Consider the following 15,160-nt stretch of genomic DNA (forward strand, 5'->3'; position numbering starts at 1 on the left):
GAAGGTCGAGAATGGGATGCAGAGCAGGTCTTCGGCTGAAGGCTGCAAATGGCGGTCGGTTGAGCAGCAGGTGTGCTGGCGGCTGCTTCCCTCCCATCTTCAGGAGTCCCTCGTGTCGGCAGCACCATTCGATTATGACCTGGCCATCATCGGTTCCGGCGGGGGTGCTTTCGCTGCGGCCATCCGGGCAACGAACCGCGGAAAGCGGGTCTTGATGGTTGAGCGCAGCACTGTGGGTGGCACGTGCGTGAACACGGGCTGCATCCCGTCCAAGGCCCTGCTAGCCGCCGCGGAAGCCCGCCATGTCGCCGTCGATGCTTCCGGACGGTTCCCTGGCATCAGCACCTCCTCCGCGCCGGTGGATATGCCCGAACTGGTCGCCGGGAAGCGCTCACTGGTCGAAGCCATGCGGTCAGAGAAGTATGTGGACCTCGCCGCGGACTATGGATGGAAGCTGCAGCATGGGACGGCGGCGTTCGCCGGAACCGCGGCCGCACCGGTTTTGAACATCACCGTCCCGGGCGGAACCACCGAGACAGTCAGCGCGGAACATTACCTGGTGGCGACCGGCTCCACCCCCTGGATCCCGGAAGTGCCGGGAATGGACGAGGTGGGTTATCTGACGTCGACGAGTGCGATGGAGCTGCAGGAAGTTCCCGCTTCGATGCTGGTGGTGGGCGGAGGGTATGTGGCACTGGAGCAGGCGCAGATTTTCGCCCGGCTCGGAACGAGCGTGACCATCCTGGTCCGCTCCAAACTCGCCTCGGCCGAAGAGCCCGAAGCCGGGCACGCCATCGCCGGTGTCTTCGCCGATGAGGGCATCCGGGTCGTCACCCGAGCGACAGTGTCCTCGGTCCGGACCGATCAGGCGTCGGGGGATGTGGTCGTGCACGCTTCCGTCTCAGGAGGACACGAGGAGTTCAGGGCCGCGCGCCTGCTCATGGCAACAGGCCGGCGCCCGGTCACGGAGGGTTTGAACCTCTGCATGGTCGGCGTCGAAACCGGGAACCGCGGGGAAGTCCTGATCAACGGGGGCCTTCGCAGTACTAATCCGAGGGTCTGGGCCGCGGGTGACGTGACGGGGAACCCCGAGTTCGTCTATGTAGCCGCCGCGCACGGGGCCCTGATGGTGGAGAACGCCTTCGAGGGTGCCCGGCGCGAGGTCGACTACCGGCACCTGCCCCGGGTCACGTTTACCAGCCCTGCCCTGGCCGCCGTCGGGATGACGGACAAAGAAGCGAACCAGGCAGGGATCCGGTGCACGTGCCGCGTTCTGCCGCTCAAATTTATCCCTCGCGCGCTAGTGAACCGTGACACCCGCGGCTTCATCAAGATCGTTGCCGACGCGGACACGGGTCGGATCGTAGGGATCACTGCCGTGGGTAAGGAAGCCGGGGACATCGCCGCCGCGGGGGTCTACATTCTGGAGGCCGGGATGACCGTTGATCAGGTCGCGAATCTCTGGAGCCCCTATCTGACCATGACCGAAGGCATCAAGATAGCAGCCCAGTCCTTCACTACTGATGTCTCCAAACTGTCCTGCTGCGCAGCATGATGTGGCCACCGACAACCTATGTGTTCGTGGGGGCGACAGCACCCGTCCGGGCCTCAGCGCGCACGGACACGTCAGGTGCTTTCAGTCTGACGCTGCCCGACGGCCGCTACGTCATTAGGGCGACCAATGTCGGCGGTTACGCCTCGACGGCTTCCGAGTCTGTGGTCGTCTCGGACAATCCTGTTCACATCACGCTGATAGTTGATAGCGGGATCCGCTGAGCCACCGGGCAACGCTCAATGTGTGGACCCCGCCGCCATTACCAGTGCACGGGTGACCGCGTTTCTATTGCCAAGAGGACAAGACACCATCTTCTGAAACGATCAGTCTGCAGTCGATAAACGTTCCTGCCGATATACCCGGACGCTGGCATTCAGACATTAGAAGCACCACGTCTAGTGTCTTGCTACAGCTAATAAAGCAGACATAAGTGTTGACACTGTCCACACCCGCTTTGGCAGGACAAAGCGAGAAGATACGGATTCCCGCGGATTCTAAAGTAGCGCTCAAAGAATAATTTCGCCCCGAATTCGGCGATGTCATGCAGTGGCCGCAGCCCCGGACCATGAATAAGTGTTGGCCACCCCCGGCCAACCCGACAGAACGGAACGAGGAAACACGCAACCCCACGACAGCAGGCGGAAGGCCCACCAGCCAGGGACTTGAACCCGCCACCCCACACACCTGAATAGGCTCCGCGGCAGCCAGGCCACAGCCCGCGCATCTAGCGTCAGAGGGACGCCACCACAAGTCATGTCAACACGTTAAAGCAACAACCCCTCTGACGAGGGGATATGCTGTGCCCGAGGTGGGACTCGAACGCGATTCCAGCCCTTGCGAACACTGGGAGCCCGCGAAAACATGCTGAATCCGGGGCAATCGGGCCCCAGTTCGACCCGGTCCGAAGCGGAAAGTGTGTACGTTGTACACACCCCGTTCCTGGCCCTCCAGATCGTCGAGACCAACAGCCGCACCCAAAGCGAACGGGTGCGGTTCTACTTTGTCCTGACATTCTGATTGCACATCGGCAAATTCTTTACCGGCCGAGGAAACCGATATAGACGTGACGCCGCTAGGGCTGCACGCCCCGACCCTGATTCACGGACACTCCGACTCGAGAGTGAGGTCTTGGCTCCTTGGGTGCTGACAGCCCGCGTCTGATTCACACCAAACAGTCGGCGCATCTGAAGTCATGCCGCTGATTTCCCGGGCATCGATGAACAGGCAGAAGTTCCAACGCTGCTTGTCATTCTGATATGTACCCATGATCGCTGGGCGGGACCTCCGCGCAACCAGGGCGCTACCGCGCCGGCCCCGGATCCGAAAACTTCCCAAAGCCAATTCGAAAGGCTCCGGGACGAAGTTTTCGCCCCCGGCGCCGGTCCCCCAAGTTGCACTCCGGCCCCTCAACCCAGCGGATGGTCCCCTACCAGAACGACGCCCACAACCAACAACCGCAGAAAGCACAGCACAACAACCGGTAAGGGGAATAGCTGGATCATGGAAAAGCTCACGATCAAAACACCATCAGATGTCCTCAGCTTCATCGGACACACCCTGGGCTTCTGGCCACAGGAGAGCCTGGTCTGCATCACGATGCACGAGAACAGCATCGGCGCGACCCTGCGCATCGACCTCCCCCGTCAACCAGGGCAGGAACTCCCCTACGCACGGACCGTCGCACACTGCCTGGCCAGCGACAGCACCGCAACCTCCGTTCTCTTCGCCGTCTACACCAGCGAAACCACCCACGCCGGCTCAGCCAGGCCGCAGGCTGGCACCATCGCTGCACTCACCGGGGTCCTCGCCGAACAGGGCATCACCATCCGGGACGGACTCTTCGTCGGCGACGACACCTTCTCCCCCTACGACGGCGAACCCGGCACCAGCCTCGCCCTGCCCGTCAGTTCCACACAAACCAGCGCGATCAACGCCGAATTCATCTACCGCGGCAGCTACGTCGAACCAACCGACCGCATCACCCTCCCAACCACCCGCCAGGACGAGGCCAAAGCAGCCGCCGTCGAACACCACATCGAAAGCATCAGGTCACAGCAAACCGATACTGCACTCGAGCAGGGCAGGAAACTGTGGGCAGACATGCTGGACTCCAAAGACTTCCCCGCCGACGCGGACTGCCACGCCTTGGTGGCCAACCTGCAATTCCCCGCCATTCGCGATCGGCTCATCGCAGACATCCCCGGCGTCGACGAACCCATGCAGCACATCCTCTTCGCCCAAACTGAAGAGGCACCGAAGTGGTCACGCATCGAATGGGCGCAACAACTGCTCCTCCACGCCTACACCCGCACCAGCCCCCAACACGCAGCACCCGTCCTCACAGCCATCGGCTACATCAACTGGTGGGAAGGCAAAGGCAGCAAAGCCCACCAATTCCTCCAACTCGCACTCGACAACGACCCCGCCTACCGCCTCGCCCGCCTCAGCGACCAAATGATCGGCTCCGGCCTCGTCGCCGGCTGGAACATGAACAAGGAAACCGCCTACAAAGCACTGCCCTTCGACTAGACACGGAACGTTAGAGACGCCATAGTTCTGACCGCGTGTGCCCTGGACGAGGTTCCGCGAGAGGTTTACCGCGACGCGTCAACTCGAAAGGGCCACCCGATTGTCCGACAGGCTGTTGGACAATTGCCGTTGAGGAGCACCGGCTTCGTGTGGTGAGACTGCAGGACGATACGCCTTAACTGGCGCCCCTCGGCCGGGCTACTTCGGACCTCCTGGTGCCGCCAGCAACTCCACCTGCTGAGCACAGCTTTACGGAACGTCGGTTATCGGCCTTTTAAAATAGGCGGGGGAGTGCCCCGAAAAGTGGCTGTTCCTGCCCGTCACTTACCGCGTTTTTCCCCAGGCAGCGTACGTCGGAACTTTTCAGCCAGCGTCCGGTTCACGGTGGGAATGTCGAGGAATGCAGGGTCAAAAGGCGCGTCGGAGCAGGTTATGTCCGCGACCCAGGCTGAGTGCTCGGCGTGGTCAGGATGCGTCGGGTCGGCCAGCGCATCCATGATCTCTTCGTACCCGGGAAAACCGCCGGAGTCTTCCAGCGGGCCGCGCCGCGCGCTGTCAATCAGCCGGGCCGTTGGACTGTCTTCGTCCGCCGGCCGGCGGGAAACCAGCTCAAGCCGGTGAAGCCAGCTGTCACCAAAGTCGTACTCGTAAAACGCCTCGGCAGAGCCCAGCGCGAGCAATTGATCCAGGGAGCAATCCTCCTCAGGCCTGTCCGCCGGTTCTTCACATTCCTGCCTTGGGAGCCACTGCAGGACTTCCGGGAGTTCGCCGTCGACCGGCCGCAGCGGCGCGAACGGGTCGCTTGCTACAAACCTGTGCAGGTGCGCGTCCTCCCAGCCAAAGGCTGTCTGCAGCACCTGGTGCACCTGATTCAGAGCCAAGGAGTTCCGAAGCTGGAATAGGCGCCAAATCTCAGGCTCGCTGTCGACCAGCACCACGCGCACCTCCAGAATCGAGTCCTGGTCGGCCCCCGCCCCGGCGTTGAAGATATACATTAAATCCATTCTTACAGGGGCCGCTGCCCTACTTGTAAGTCGGAGTGACCTCTACCCCACGGGGTTTGCCGGCTTGACGACAGGTCGGTTATTGACGTTTTTCACCTGCCGATGAGGGATCTGTCGGCTGGCGGCGGGACTGCCCCCGGGTCCGCGTCGATGCTGTAGATGGTGTCGAAGGTATCAGTAATCCTGGTGATGTCCTCGAGCGTGATGTTGATAAACGCGGACCGTTTCTTCAGGTGCCGGACCAGTTCGGTCTGCGGCCACATCAGCTGGTCGAAGTATGTCCCGAACGATCGTCCGGTGGCCTTGGTGTAGTCCGAGAGCGCCTGCCGGTCTGTAATTCTTCTGCCGTACGTGAGCTCGATGTCGACGTCACCGAGTCGATCGATGCCCGGGCTGAGGTAGCTACCGAAAACCCTGAGCGTGCCGATGAACAGGGGTTTGCCCGGATCGCCGTTGTAGGCGTGCGCCCGTTCCACCAACCCTGCTACCAGGCGGTCTGCGGTTTTTCTGCTGATCGGTTTCCCGAAGCTTGCCATCGCCAGGGCATTGCCCTGGATGGTCGAGTCCCACCAGACGTCGCCGTCAGTGTCGACCCGGACCTTCTCCATGTACCCGGCAGCTTCCAGTTCCGCAAGGACGGCTTCATATTCGTATCCGGTCCCTTCGAGCAGATCCGCCACGGCCTCCGCCACCATTTCACGGCCTCTAAATTTGCGGACAATCGAGCGGGCCAGCACGGCCGGCAGCCCGTCGACGGTGTCGTTCTTTGCAACCCTCATGCCCAAAGCCTAAGCATCAAAAGCGGAAGCATCGACCGGGATGACGGTCCGTGATGCCCTCGAGAACCGCTCACCCTTCCCAGCCAACTTCAAGGTTCAGCCTGCAGGATGTGGAATGGAACTCCGGCCAACCGCTATTTGGCCGGAGTTTCGCCATTTCCGGTACCTGCCACAAGATGCGGAGTGATTCGGCGCGACCCCGTTCTACAAATGCTCCCCCTGCCGGGGCAGCACGGAACCCTGCGCGCTCCCCTTGACCGGCCGCAGTCGTCAAGTTAGCTTGACTTCATGAAGGATGACGCGGGGTCGGTCGAGCAAGCCCTCAGCGGCGGAGATGTCCACGAGCTGCTTAGAGTGTGGGAAGACTTTAACCGCGGTGAGACCTGGCGGGAAGTTTCTGCCACCGGCAGAGACGAAGCCCGGGTGGCGGCCGCGCAGTTCCTCGCGGAGGTAAGGGAAGTCGCAGCGCTGGAGGCGCTGCGTGCAAACGCGAAGGCCGTCGAGCTGCTCACCGCCCGGCGCTGGTACGTCATAAAATCCGCCCGGGAGGCCGGCGCGACGTGGGCCCAGATCGGCGAAGCGCTGGGGATCACGAAACAAGCCGCCCATGACTTCTACCGCCGCAAGATCGAAGAGCAGGAGAAGTCCCTGCCGGACCTTCAAGACGCCGCAGCCGCACGTGCAGTCCTAGAGGAAGCGAAGGAAGACTAGCGGTGTAGACCGCAAAGGCAGTCCGTTCACTGGCCGTGAGCCCCTTCCAAACACTCCCCCAACTCACCAGCTTTACAGAATCTCCATTAACGGCGTTCGGTCAGAGAGCTCATTAGATGAGGGAAACGCTCCTCTGCTCGATCGAGGGGTTGTACTGTCTGGTTACGGCAATTCTTCGATCTATCCGCCTCCATTGCCTTCCAGGCATCTGACGGCCCGTGTCCATGGTGAATGCGGGTCCACGGCTACCGTCCCCCGCCCACACCGCCCCGTCTCGGCACCGGCCTGCCGCGCGGCATCCGCCGCCATCGTCATGGTCAGTACCACCAGCACGGCGACGACGACAAGTGTGCGGCGAAGACGGAGGCGGGATCAGGACCTTCACACTTCCATTACAGGCTCACTACAGTAGTGTGATGGCACTGAATATTTCGCAGCTCTCCGAACGGTTAGGCGTCTCCCCAAACCGTGCACGCAATCTGGTCGCGCACGGCGTCATCAAAGGAGAACGGGTCGGCAACCAATGGGTGATCGAGGAAGCTGAAGCAGCCAAGTACCAGCCCCGTATGGGCCGGCCGCTGTCCTCGGTGAACGCATGGCGCCTAGCGCTCTACTCCTCGGGCGATCAGATCCCCGACGCGCACCCGATGGAACGGTCCCGCCTCCGCGAACACCTCGCATCCCTGCGGCAGGCGCCCGACTCGGCCGCCAAACTCCGCTCGCTGCTTGCCCGCCGTGCAGACAAGGCGGAGTACTCGGTGAGTCCGGCAGACCTTGCGGACCTCCGGGACGACCCGCGGATCCGCCTGTCAGGGGTTTCCCATCCTGACTCGGGGCTGCTGGCTAGCTCAGAGATCGAAGGGTACGTAAACCGTGAAGACCTGGGCTTTCTCGTTCGTGAGTGGTTCCTCGTCAAAGCCCGACCGGGCCAGCGGCCCAACGTGTTACTCCACGTCGCCGAGGATCTCCCCCAGAGTCTTCCTGCCCTGTTCATTGCCGCAGACCTTGCCGAGCGCCCCGGAGTCCGTGAACGGCAGGCGGCGCGCGATCTCATCATGAGGAGTGTTCTCCATGCCGGTTGAGCTGCCCGCGATGCTTGCCGAACAGGAGGAGGCGTGGCAGGCCGTCTTCGAGATCCACGAGGCGATGCCCACAGGCTGGGTGATGATCGGCGGCCAGTCTGTCTAACTGCACGCCGTTGAACGAGGGGCCCCCATCGTCCGAGCCACCAAGGACGCCGATGTTGCCCTGGACATCCGGGCCGACTCGAAAATGCTCTACAAGTTCACCGACCTTCTCCTAAAGCTAGGCTTCAAGTCGGACGGGGAGACCTTCAAAGGGCAGCAGCACCGGTGGGTACGGGGACAGGCGCAGCTGGACGTCCTCATCCCACGGCACCTCGGGGAACACTCCGACAAGCTCAAGGGGGCGACGGGAGGAAGTACTATCGAAGCTCCTGCAACGCAACAGGCGCTCGACCGAGCAGAGACTGTCCACGTGATCGCCGGCCAGTCCTCTGGCAAAGTCAACAGGCCCTCACTGCTGAGCTGTTTGATCGGCAAGGCTGCTGCACTGGTGATCGTTAACGACAAAGGCCGGGAGCGGCATTTCACGGACTTCCTGACCCTGGCCGCCGTCGTGCGCGCCTCCGACCTGAGGAACCCGGACTACCAGCCGGCCGAACGGAACCACCTGGCGAACATGCTCGGACATCTGGCGCTTGATCCCACCCTTTTGGACCTTGTTCCCGAGGGGGCAGACGGGGTAGAGCGTCTTCGCATGTCGCTGGCCCGAGATCCTGGTGCCGACCTCTCCTAACATGCAACAAGAGGTTTCTGCTCCGGTGAGTCCCGCCGACCGTCCGCACGCGTGATCCGCATCACCTCCGTGAACACTATTCTCGAATCGGGCTTTTGAAGCCGGGCTGTTCCGCGGATGCGTTGGCCTACTGGCCACCGCAGGCCGATAAGCCCGCAGCGGTCCCCCATCATGCATCCAGGACGCCGACCCTAGGAATTAGGAGGCCCGCCCTAATCGGCATGTTTCCAAAGTCAGTCGTGAACGGTCTTACACGTGCAGCAACCACTGAAGGACTACTTCTGCCGGCCATTCCAACGTCGATACTTCAGGCTGCTGAAAGACCGTGAGTCTTACACGCGAACCCCCTCCCAGTAAGGGTCCGCGTGCTCTCACCCTATTGCCCAACCCGGCCGCACACGTCATTGAGCTTGAAGTCGGACCATGCGGGGCTCGAGAAGTCCGTGAACCCCTTTGAGGTAGCCGACAATGATGCCAGATCACTGTTCGTCGAATGGCTGCCGTAGCCGGGAGTGACCCCTGGCGGTTCCGCCACATCTCCTAACGGATGGTGCGCAAAAGCAGTCTGGCTTGCACAGTCATACGACTCAACTATCGGATGAATAGTTGCAGAAGCGGCCGGGGCCACACTCAAAGTTCCGGCGAAAGCCACGCCGATAACTGCAAAGAATTTCCGTGTCAGGTTCATGGTTCCTCCTTAAGGATCGGAGCGACGGAGCGGCGCTCCGATCCCTATTAAGCTCTTCTGGCGGAGGCAACCGCAATGGTGGAGTTCCTGCTGTTGAGGCAAGGGCCAGTCTGCTCCACAGGCCCAGCAAAACGGCCCTGCACAGACACCGTGACGCACGATCCAACGCCCTGAATTCTGGCTGTGATCCGCCTGCAGCGCTGACGTTGTGCGTAGCTTTCACCTTGCGGGGGTAGCGGCCGGATTCGCCTGCCGCGTAAACAGATTGCTCGGAGCGGCCAGGGGAAACCGGGTTAGAGTCTTTACCAGTTCCCCGCGACTGCGGGAAAGCCATAATTGTGGTGCTCGAGCAGCTGTCTACGCGGATCGGAGAAAGGCCATGTCGCAGGCACTGATGTGCAAGTTGCCCAGGTGCCGCCATCCGTTGGCGATCAACACCGGCGCTTCGGGAGATCAGGCTCTGGACTTCGCGGACCGCGTCTGGACCCACGCTGGAGCTGCACCACAGGTGTGCCTTGAGGCGATGCGGCGCGCCACTCCTCTAGCTGGCGAAATCACTATTAGCGGCGTTCGATCTGAACGCTCATTAGATGCGAGAATGAACCGGATCGCTCGGAATTAGTGAGTCCTGTCAGTCCAGGTTCACCATGGAGATAAGGGAAATTATTGCTGTGAGCTGACGTGTGAGACGGGGCGGCTGCGATGATCGGGATGAAGGCGCCTGATTTCTGGAAGGCGCATTACGTGACGGCCTCGGATCCTGAAGAGGTGGCAGCCACTCTTCGCCATGACTATTTCGTATCGGCGGGCCGGCAGCTGGAGCTTCTGCACTTTCCTGGCGGCGGTGAGTCGGCCATCCTGATCTCACAAGGCTCCGGTGGTCATCCTTATGTCTTTGCTGAGTTTGCGTTCGCTTTACACCGGCTGGGCCACGAGGTGTTCGTGATGCCTAAGCACGGAGCTGGCTCCGTTCCCGATCTGATGGGCCGTCATAGGGATGCTCTGATCCAAGTCCGGGAAAGCTGCGGTTTCCCTGTAACGCTGTACGGGGAGGGGTTGGGCGGGTATGTGGCTTTTTACCTGGCCCTGGCTCACGCGCCCATGGCCCGTCTGATCTGTCAGAACTCCCCTGCGATTATGACCGAACCGGAGTACCGACGGGCCCTGCTCGCCGACGCAGCGCCTTGGCGGCGTACGGTGATGCGTCGCCGGTTGATGCTGCCCTTGGCTCCGGCCCTTGCGAGGTGGGTGCCCGGACTAAAGATTCCTATTTGGTCTTATCTTCCCTGGCGGGATCTCGTGGACTTCCGTGACGGGCCGCACCAGGTTGAGCACCGGCTGGTGGTGGACGGTTATCTGAGGGACCCGGATTTTGACCGCTGGTATCCGTTGCGGGCCGTAGCGTCCTTAGTAACCACTCCCCCGCCGGGACGCATCGTGGACTTAGAGACGCCCACCATGTTTATGGTTGCCAGTGAAGGCCCGACACCCGGCTATATCCGTGACCTCCATGCCCGGCTTCCGGGCAGCGGGCACCGGCTCGTCGGCGTGCAGGGGAGCGTTTATTGGATGCTTTCCCACCCGTTCGAGGCTGCTGAGCTGGTGCACGGATGGGCGAGGGGAGCTGAGTAGGGCCCACGTCGGCGGTGCGAAACGGGTGGGGAATTGTCATGGCTGGTGTTTTAGCGCGCGGACGAAGGGTGCTTTGCCCAGTGCTGTCCGTTCGAGGTGATTCACTACGTGGACGTCGACAGCTGCTTGCGCAACGCCGGACTCGGTGAGGACCCGGTTCAGTGCAGTATGCACCGTTTCCGGTGTGTTTCCCGGGGTAAGGCCGGCCAGGAGGACCCGCAGTCCCAGGGATTCCTGGATGATCTGCCACCCTGCGAGGGCGGCTTGGTCCAGGACGTGGTGGAACACGATCGGGTGGACGGTTACGCTCCCTGTCAGGCCAGGCAGGTGCAGGACGTCTTCGATGCGGCCTTCGATGTCCTCCAGGAGGGTGAAGGACCGGCCGCAGGGGCAGCCGCGTTCACCGAGGCGCACGGTGTCGGACATTTCGTAGCGGATCAGGGGCAGGGTCCGTGAGAACAGAACGGTGACCAGAAGTTTGGCCCCGGTTGTTCCGGCCGGGACGGGGTTTCCGTCCGGGTCCACAGGTTCGACGATCAGCAGGTCTTCGTAAACATGCCGGTTCCTGAACGTGCATGGCGAGGCGATCCCGGCGGTTTCGGTAGCGGCGTAGACGTCGAAGGGTGCGCTCCCCCAGGCCGCCTCCAGTTCGGCGGCGGTGTGCGGGGTGAGTACTTCGGAGGCGGACATGATGCCCTGTGGTGTGATGTGCAGCCGGCCCGCACGCTGTTCGGCCGCGAGGGGTTTGAGGGCTGAGGCGTAGCCGACGAGGATTCGGGGTTGGAACCGGTTCAGCGCGGCGACGGTTTCGTCCATGGGTGCGGTGACATCCAGGCGGATGGTGGGAACGAGCCGGGAACGCAGGGAAGCTCCCACGACGGCGGACTGGTGGGTGGGGACGCGGGAGCTGACCAGGGCCATTTTCAGCGGCCGGCTGAACCCGGCAGAGATCCCGGCCCAGTCGTTGGCCCGGGCGTAGGAGGCCAGGACGGCCGCCCATTCGCTGCGGTCCCAGACGAAGGTGCCGCGCCGGCCGGTGGTCCCTGCGGTGGCGGCCGCCCACCAGCGGCCATGCCAGGGGGAACCTGGGTCCGCCTGGTGTTCGGTGAGGAACTTTAGATGGTCCTCAAGGCCGGCGAGGTTGAGGTCCGGTGTGGTGATGGCCTCGTCAAAGTGGTCCATCAGGTCGGCCTTGGTGACGGGCGGGAGCTGCTGCAGGGGCGCGTGGTGAAGCCCTGCGTGGTGGCGCCGGTAGAACTCCGAGCCTGCGTACGCTGCCCGCCGCAGTTCCAGCAGCGCCCGTTCCTGGTGGGCCCTGATCCTGGTGGCGTCCCAGTGGTCGCGCCGGCGCCAGGCGGCCCTGAGGTAGAGGACGTGGGAAATGAGCCGCAGGTCCATCCGCTTGGTCCTAGCGGTTCCCTGCGGGGGCCAGGGGCCGGGTGTCGCGTGCGGTGCTGGCTTCGGGGGTTTCCGGCCGGGGCAGGCGCAGCCTCTTGAGCAGGAGGGCGTTCACGGCGACCAGGAAGCTGGAGCCGGACATGGACAGGGCGGCGATCTCGGGGCTGAGGACGATCCCGGCGAACGCGAAGACCCCAGCCGCGATGGGCAGGGCGATGGCGTTGTATCCGACGGCCCAGCCCAGGTTCTGGCGCATTTTCCGCAGTGTGCCTTTGCCGATCCGCAGGGCGATGGGCACGTCCAGCGGATCGGAGCGCATCAGGACGATATCGGCGGTTTCGATGGCAACATCGGTGCCGGCACCGATCGCGATTCCGAGGTCTGCCTGGGCCAGGGCCGGGGCGTCGTTGACACCGTCGCCGACCATAGCGACTTTTCCGCGCTGTTGAAGTTGGGCGATTTTTGCTGATTTCTCGCCCGGGAGGACTTCGGCGATGACGGTATCGATGCCCAGCTGGCCGGCGATCCTGCGGCCGGTGGCTTCGTTGTCGCCGGTGAGCATGACGACTTCGATCCCGGCCTCGTGCAGGGCCGCGACCGCGTCGGCGGCCGTTTCCCGGGCCGCGTCCGCCATTGCGATGACCGCTGCCGCCTGCCCGTCCACGGCCACGAGCACGGCCGTGCGTCCGCTGGCGGCCAGCTCGTCCCGGACACCCGCCAGGGGGCCGAGGTCGATGCTCTGGTCCGCCATGAGTTTGCGGTTGCCCACCAGGATATGGCGCCCGTTCACGGTTGCCCCGGCCCCGTGGCCGGGAACGTTCAGGAACTCGGTTGCGGCCAGGATCGGGACGCTGTTCTCCTGGGCGTGCCGGACGACGGCCTCGGCGAGGGGGTGTTCTGATTCGCGTTCCACGGCCGCGGCCAGTGCCAGCAGTTCGTCGCGGCCGATGCCTTCGACGACGACGTCGGTGACTTCAGGTTCGCCCTTGGTCAGCGTGCCGGTCTTGTCCATTACGACGATGTTGATCCGGGCGGAGACCTCCAATGCCGTGGCGTTTTTGAACAGGACACCGCGCTTGGCGCCGAGCCCGGTGCCGACCATGATGGCAGTCGGTGTGGCCAGGCCGAGTGCGTCAGGGCAGGTGATGACGACGACGGTAATGGCGAACAGCAGGGCCGTCTGGACGCCGGCACCCACTGCGAGCCAGGAGGCGAAGGTCAGGGTCCCGCCGATCAGTGCGACCAGGACCAGCCAGAACGCGGCCCGGTCCGCCAGACGCTGGCCCGGGGCTTTGGAGTTCTGGGCTTCCTGGACGAGGGCGACGATCTGGGCCAGGGCAGTCTCTGCCCCGACTTTGGTGGCCCGAACCCGCATGGTGCCGGTGGTGTTAATGGACGCCCCGATGACTTCGGAGCCGACGGTTTTGCTCACGGGAAGGCTCTCGCCGGTGACCATGGACTCGTCGACTTCCGACTGGCCCTCAACGACCTCTCCGTCGACCGGGATTTTGGCGCCGGGACGGATCAGGAGCATGTCCCCGGTCTGCACCTCGGAGGTCCGGATCTCAACGGTTTCCCCGTCGCGGATAACGACCGCTACCGGAGGGGCAAGCTCGAGCAGGGTGCGGATCGCTTCGTTCGCGCCGCCGCGGGCACGCATCTCGAACCAGTGACCGAGCAGGACGAAGGAGGCCAGCACGGTGGCGGCTTCGTAGAACACTTCCCCGCCCCCGGTCAGCGTGATCCAGACGCTGTAGAGCCAGCCGGTTCCCACCGCGATCGCGACCAGCACCATCATGTCCAGTGTGCGCGCCTTCAGCGCACGGTAGGCGCCGTCGAAGAAGATCCAGGCCGAATAGAAGATGACCGGCAAAGACAGGACCAGGGCCATGACGTCGTCGCGGAGCCCGAACGGGGCCGGGGCGGTGAAGCCGAACATGTCCCGGCCCATGGGGGACCACAAGGTCACACCAACGGAAAGGACCGCGGCGACCAGGAACCGGTTGCGCATGTCCTTGACCATGTCATCCATCGACATCCCGGCATGGTGCCCGCCGTGGCCCATCACGTCCTGGGCCGTCCGGGGCATTGGGGCGTGCCCGCCTTGATGGCCTTCGTGGCCGCCTGCCGGCGGGTGGACATGTTGCAGGCCATGGTCCTCATGCTGTGGGGGCGCCGGCCGCATCGTATCGTCAGCGCCCGGGTGGACGTGCCCGGCGTGCGTGTCAGTGGATGTTGTCCGGCCTGAGGGTTCATGCCGGGAATGCGGCCCGGCGGCCGGGACGTCCATGGGTGAGCAGATATGGTCCGGCACGGATTGGCCCCGGCAGTGGTAGCCGCAGTCCCGTACCCATCCGGTGATTTGCTCCAGTGACGTCACCGATGGGTCGAAACTGACAGTAGCGGTCTGGGCCACCGCGTTGGCCTCGACGGCGACGACACCGGGCCGCTGTCGCAGGACCCGCTCGACTACTCCCTTGGAGGTGGCCCAGTGCAGGCCACGGACCTCCACGATGGCATTTCTGAGCTCCGGTGCCGGAGCGCCTCGATGGGCTGACTTCGGGTGGACTGACATGATCGTCCTTTCGCAGGCGTGTCTGAGGAAGCCAAGCAGGGCTCGTGAGCCCCGCTGCCAGACCTTCACTGCGTGAGGGCGTTGCCCGTGACGTCGTTTTCCGGTTATCTCGAACTTATACCCCCTAGGGGTATCGGTCAAGGTGGGGCCAGGTTGGGAACCGGGTGTCATGTTCTGCGGCGGAGCACGTTGAGGCGGGCCGTGTATTCGGTCTCGTCATTTTCGCCGCGGGCGAAGCGTTCGGCGAGCATACGCTCTGCCTGCCCGGTCCCGGCTGATCCAGTTCCGCGGCTGTCGTAGCGGAGGTTGCCCGCTGCGGTGGATCGGGCCAGGAGGACGAGAGCGGTAATGATGGCACCCCAGAACAGGACGAAACTCGCCACCATGAGGACATACCCCCAAACGCCCATGCTTCCGTCCCAGAGCATCATCGCGGGTTCCTCCTTCCAGGTGCGTACAGGGCTTTGGCTT

Annotated in this window: 12 protein-coding genes; 6 read left to right on the forward strand and 6 right to left on the reverse strand. The window is 63.3% G+C overall.

Going from position 1 to position 15,160, the window contains the following annotated elements:
* The first annotated feature begins 112 nt into the window (after positions 1-112).
* Both merA and PV768_RS15935 read left to right on the forward strand, forming a co-directional pair.
* Positions 113-1,555, forward strand: coding sequence for a mercury(II) reductase (gene merA / locus PV768_RS15930; RefSeq protein ID WP_421093499.1), 1,443 nt, complete (start codon positions 113-115; stop codon positions 1,553-1,555).
* A 1,500-nt stretch (positions 1,556-3,055) separates the two neighbouring features.
* On the forward strand, positions 3,056-4,084 hold the full coding sequence (locus PV768_RS15935; RefSeq protein ID WP_421093500.1) for a DUF4192 domain-containing protein: 1,029 nt from the start codon (positions 3,056-3,058) through the stop codon (positions 4,082-4,084).
* 320 nt (positions 4,085-4,404) lie between these two features.
* On the opposite strand, the gene PV768_RS15940 is transcribed toward PV768_RS15935, so the two are convergent.
* Complete coding sequence (locus tag PV768_RS15940) at positions 4,405-5,079, reverse strand: plasmid pRiA4b ORF-3 family protein (protein WP_421093501.1); 675 nt, start codon at positions 5,077-5,079, stop codon at positions 4,405-4,407.
* Positions 5,080-5,180: 101 nt separating this feature from the next.
* Positions 5,181-5,867: a hypothetical protein gene (locus PV768_RS15945; RefSeq protein WP_421093502.1), complete on the reverse strand. Its 687-nt coding sequence runs from the start codon at positions 5,865-5,867 to the stop codon at positions 5,181-5,183.
* A gap of 288 nt (positions 5,868-6,155) precedes the next feature.
* Between PV768_RS15945 and PV768_RS15950 the strand changes: the two genes are divergently transcribed.
* The 3 genes from PV768_RS15950 (at position 6,156) to PV768_RS15960 (ending at position 8,396) form a co-directional block, all read left to right on the forward strand.
* Positions 6,156-6,578 (forward strand): hypothetical protein, encoded by a 423-nt coding sequence (locus tag PV768_RS15950; RefSeq protein WP_421093503.1) that lies wholly within the window; start codon positions 6,156-6,158, stop codon positions 6,576-6,578.
* A 416-nt stretch (positions 6,579-6,994) separates the two neighbouring features.
* On the forward strand, positions 6,995-7,660 hold the full coding sequence (locus PV768_RS15955; protein WP_421093504.1) for a helix-turn-helix domain-containing protein: 666 nt from the start codon (positions 6,995-6,997) through the stop codon (positions 7,658-7,660).
* A gap of 190 nt (positions 7,661-7,850) precedes the next feature.
* A complete protein-coding gene (locus tag PV768_RS15960) occupies positions 7,851-8,396 on the forward strand; it encodes a hypothetical protein (protein WP_421093505.1) in 546 nt (181 codons plus the stop codon).
* Between the two features lie 376 nt (positions 8,397-8,772).
* Here the strand turns inward: PV768_RS15960 and PV768_RS15965 are convergent, their stop codons facing one another.
* Positions 8,773-9,084, reverse strand: a complete 312-nt coding sequence (locus tag PV768_RS15965) for a hypothetical protein (protein WP_421093506.1) — start codon at positions 9,082-9,084, stop codon at positions 8,773-8,775.
* Positions 9,085-9,786: 702 nt separating this feature from the next.
* Between PV768_RS15965 and PV768_RS15970 the strand changes: the two genes are divergently transcribed.
* A complete protein-coding gene (locus PV768_RS15970) occupies positions 9,787-10,716 on the forward strand; it encodes a hypothetical protein (protein ID WP_421093507.1) in 930 nt (309 codons plus the stop codon).
* Positions 10,717-10,752: 36 nt separating this feature from the next.
* On the opposite strand, the gene PV768_RS15975 is transcribed toward PV768_RS15970, so the two are convergent.
* From PV768_RS15975 to PV768_RS15985, 3 genes are all read right to left on the reverse strand, one after another.
* Positions 10,753-12,114, reverse strand: coding sequence for a phenylacetate--CoA ligase family protein (locus PV768_RS15975; RefSeq protein WP_421093508.1), 1,362 nt, complete (start codon positions 12,112-12,114; stop codon positions 10,753-10,755).
* A 10-nt stretch (positions 12,115-12,124) separates the two neighbouring features.
* Positions 12,125-14,689 carry a heavy metal translocating P-type ATPase gene (locus tag PV768_RS15980; RefSeq protein WP_421093509.1) on the reverse strand — a complete coding sequence of 855 codons (2,565 nt, stop codon included), beginning with the start codon at positions 14,687-14,689 and terminating at the stop codon, positions 12,125-12,127.
* A gap of 167 nt (positions 14,690-14,856) precedes the next feature.
* Positions 14,857-15,120 (reverse strand): SHOCT domain-containing protein, encoded by a 264-nt coding sequence (locus tag PV768_RS15985; RefSeq protein ID WP_421093510.1) that lies wholly within the window; start codon positions 15,118-15,120, stop codon positions 14,857-14,859.
* Positions 15,121-15,160 lie beyond the last annotated feature (40 nt).

Source organism: Pseudarthrobacter sp. CC4, from assembly GCF_048957775.1.
Taxonomy (GTDB): Bacteria; Actinomycetota; Actinomycetes; order Actinomycetales; family Micrococcaceae; genus Arthrobacter.

What these genes read in the sequence shown, in the direction of transcription:
- PV768_RS15985 (WP_421093510.1), bottom strand. Translation starts at nt 15,120, where the DNA reads ATGATGCTCTGGGACGGAAGCATGGGCGTTTGGGGGTATGTCCTCATG.
- PV768_RS15955 (WP_421093504.1), top strand. Translation starts at nt 6,995, where the DNA reads ATGGCACTGAATATTTCGCAGCTCTCCGAACGGTTAGGCGTCTCCCCA.
- PV768_RS15970 (WP_421093507.1), top strand. Translation starts at nt 9,787, where the DNA reads ATGATCGGGATGAAGGCGCCTGATTTCTGGAAGGCGCATTACGTGACG.
- PV768_RS15975 (WP_421093508.1), bottom strand. Translation starts at nt 12,114, where the DNA reads ATGGACCTGCGGCTCATTTCCCACGTCCTCTACCTCAGGGCCGCCTGG.
- PV768_RS15945 (WP_421093502.1), bottom strand. Translation starts at nt 5,867, where the DNA reads ATGAGGGTTGCAAAGAACGACACCGTCGACGGGCTGCCGGCCGTGCTG.
- PV768_RS15980 (WP_421093509.1), bottom strand. Translation starts at nt 14,689, where the DNA reads ATGTCAGTCCACCCGAAGTCAGCCCATCGAGGCGCTCCGGCACCGGAG.
- PV768_RS15960 (WP_421093505.1), top strand. Translation starts at nt 7,851, where the DNA reads ATGCTCTACAAGTTCACCGACCTTCTCCTAAAGCTAGGCTTCAAGTCG.
- PV768_RS15965 (WP_421093506.1), bottom strand. Translation starts at nt 9,084, where the DNA reads ATGAACCTGACACGGAAATTCTTTGCAGTTATCGGCGTGGCTTTCGCC.
- PV768_RS15940 (WP_421093501.1), bottom strand. Translation starts at nt 5,079, where the DNA reads ATGTATATCTTCAACGCCGGGGCGGGGGCCGACCAGGACTCGATTCTG.
- PV768_RS15950 (WP_421093503.1), top strand. Translation starts at nt 6,156, where the DNA reads ATGAAGGATGACGCGGGGTCGGTCGAGCAAGCCCTCAGCGGCGGAGAT.
- PV768_RS15935 (WP_421093500.1), top strand. Translation starts at nt 3,056, where the DNA reads ATGGAAAAGCTCACGATCAAAACACCATCAGATGTCCTCAGCTTCATC.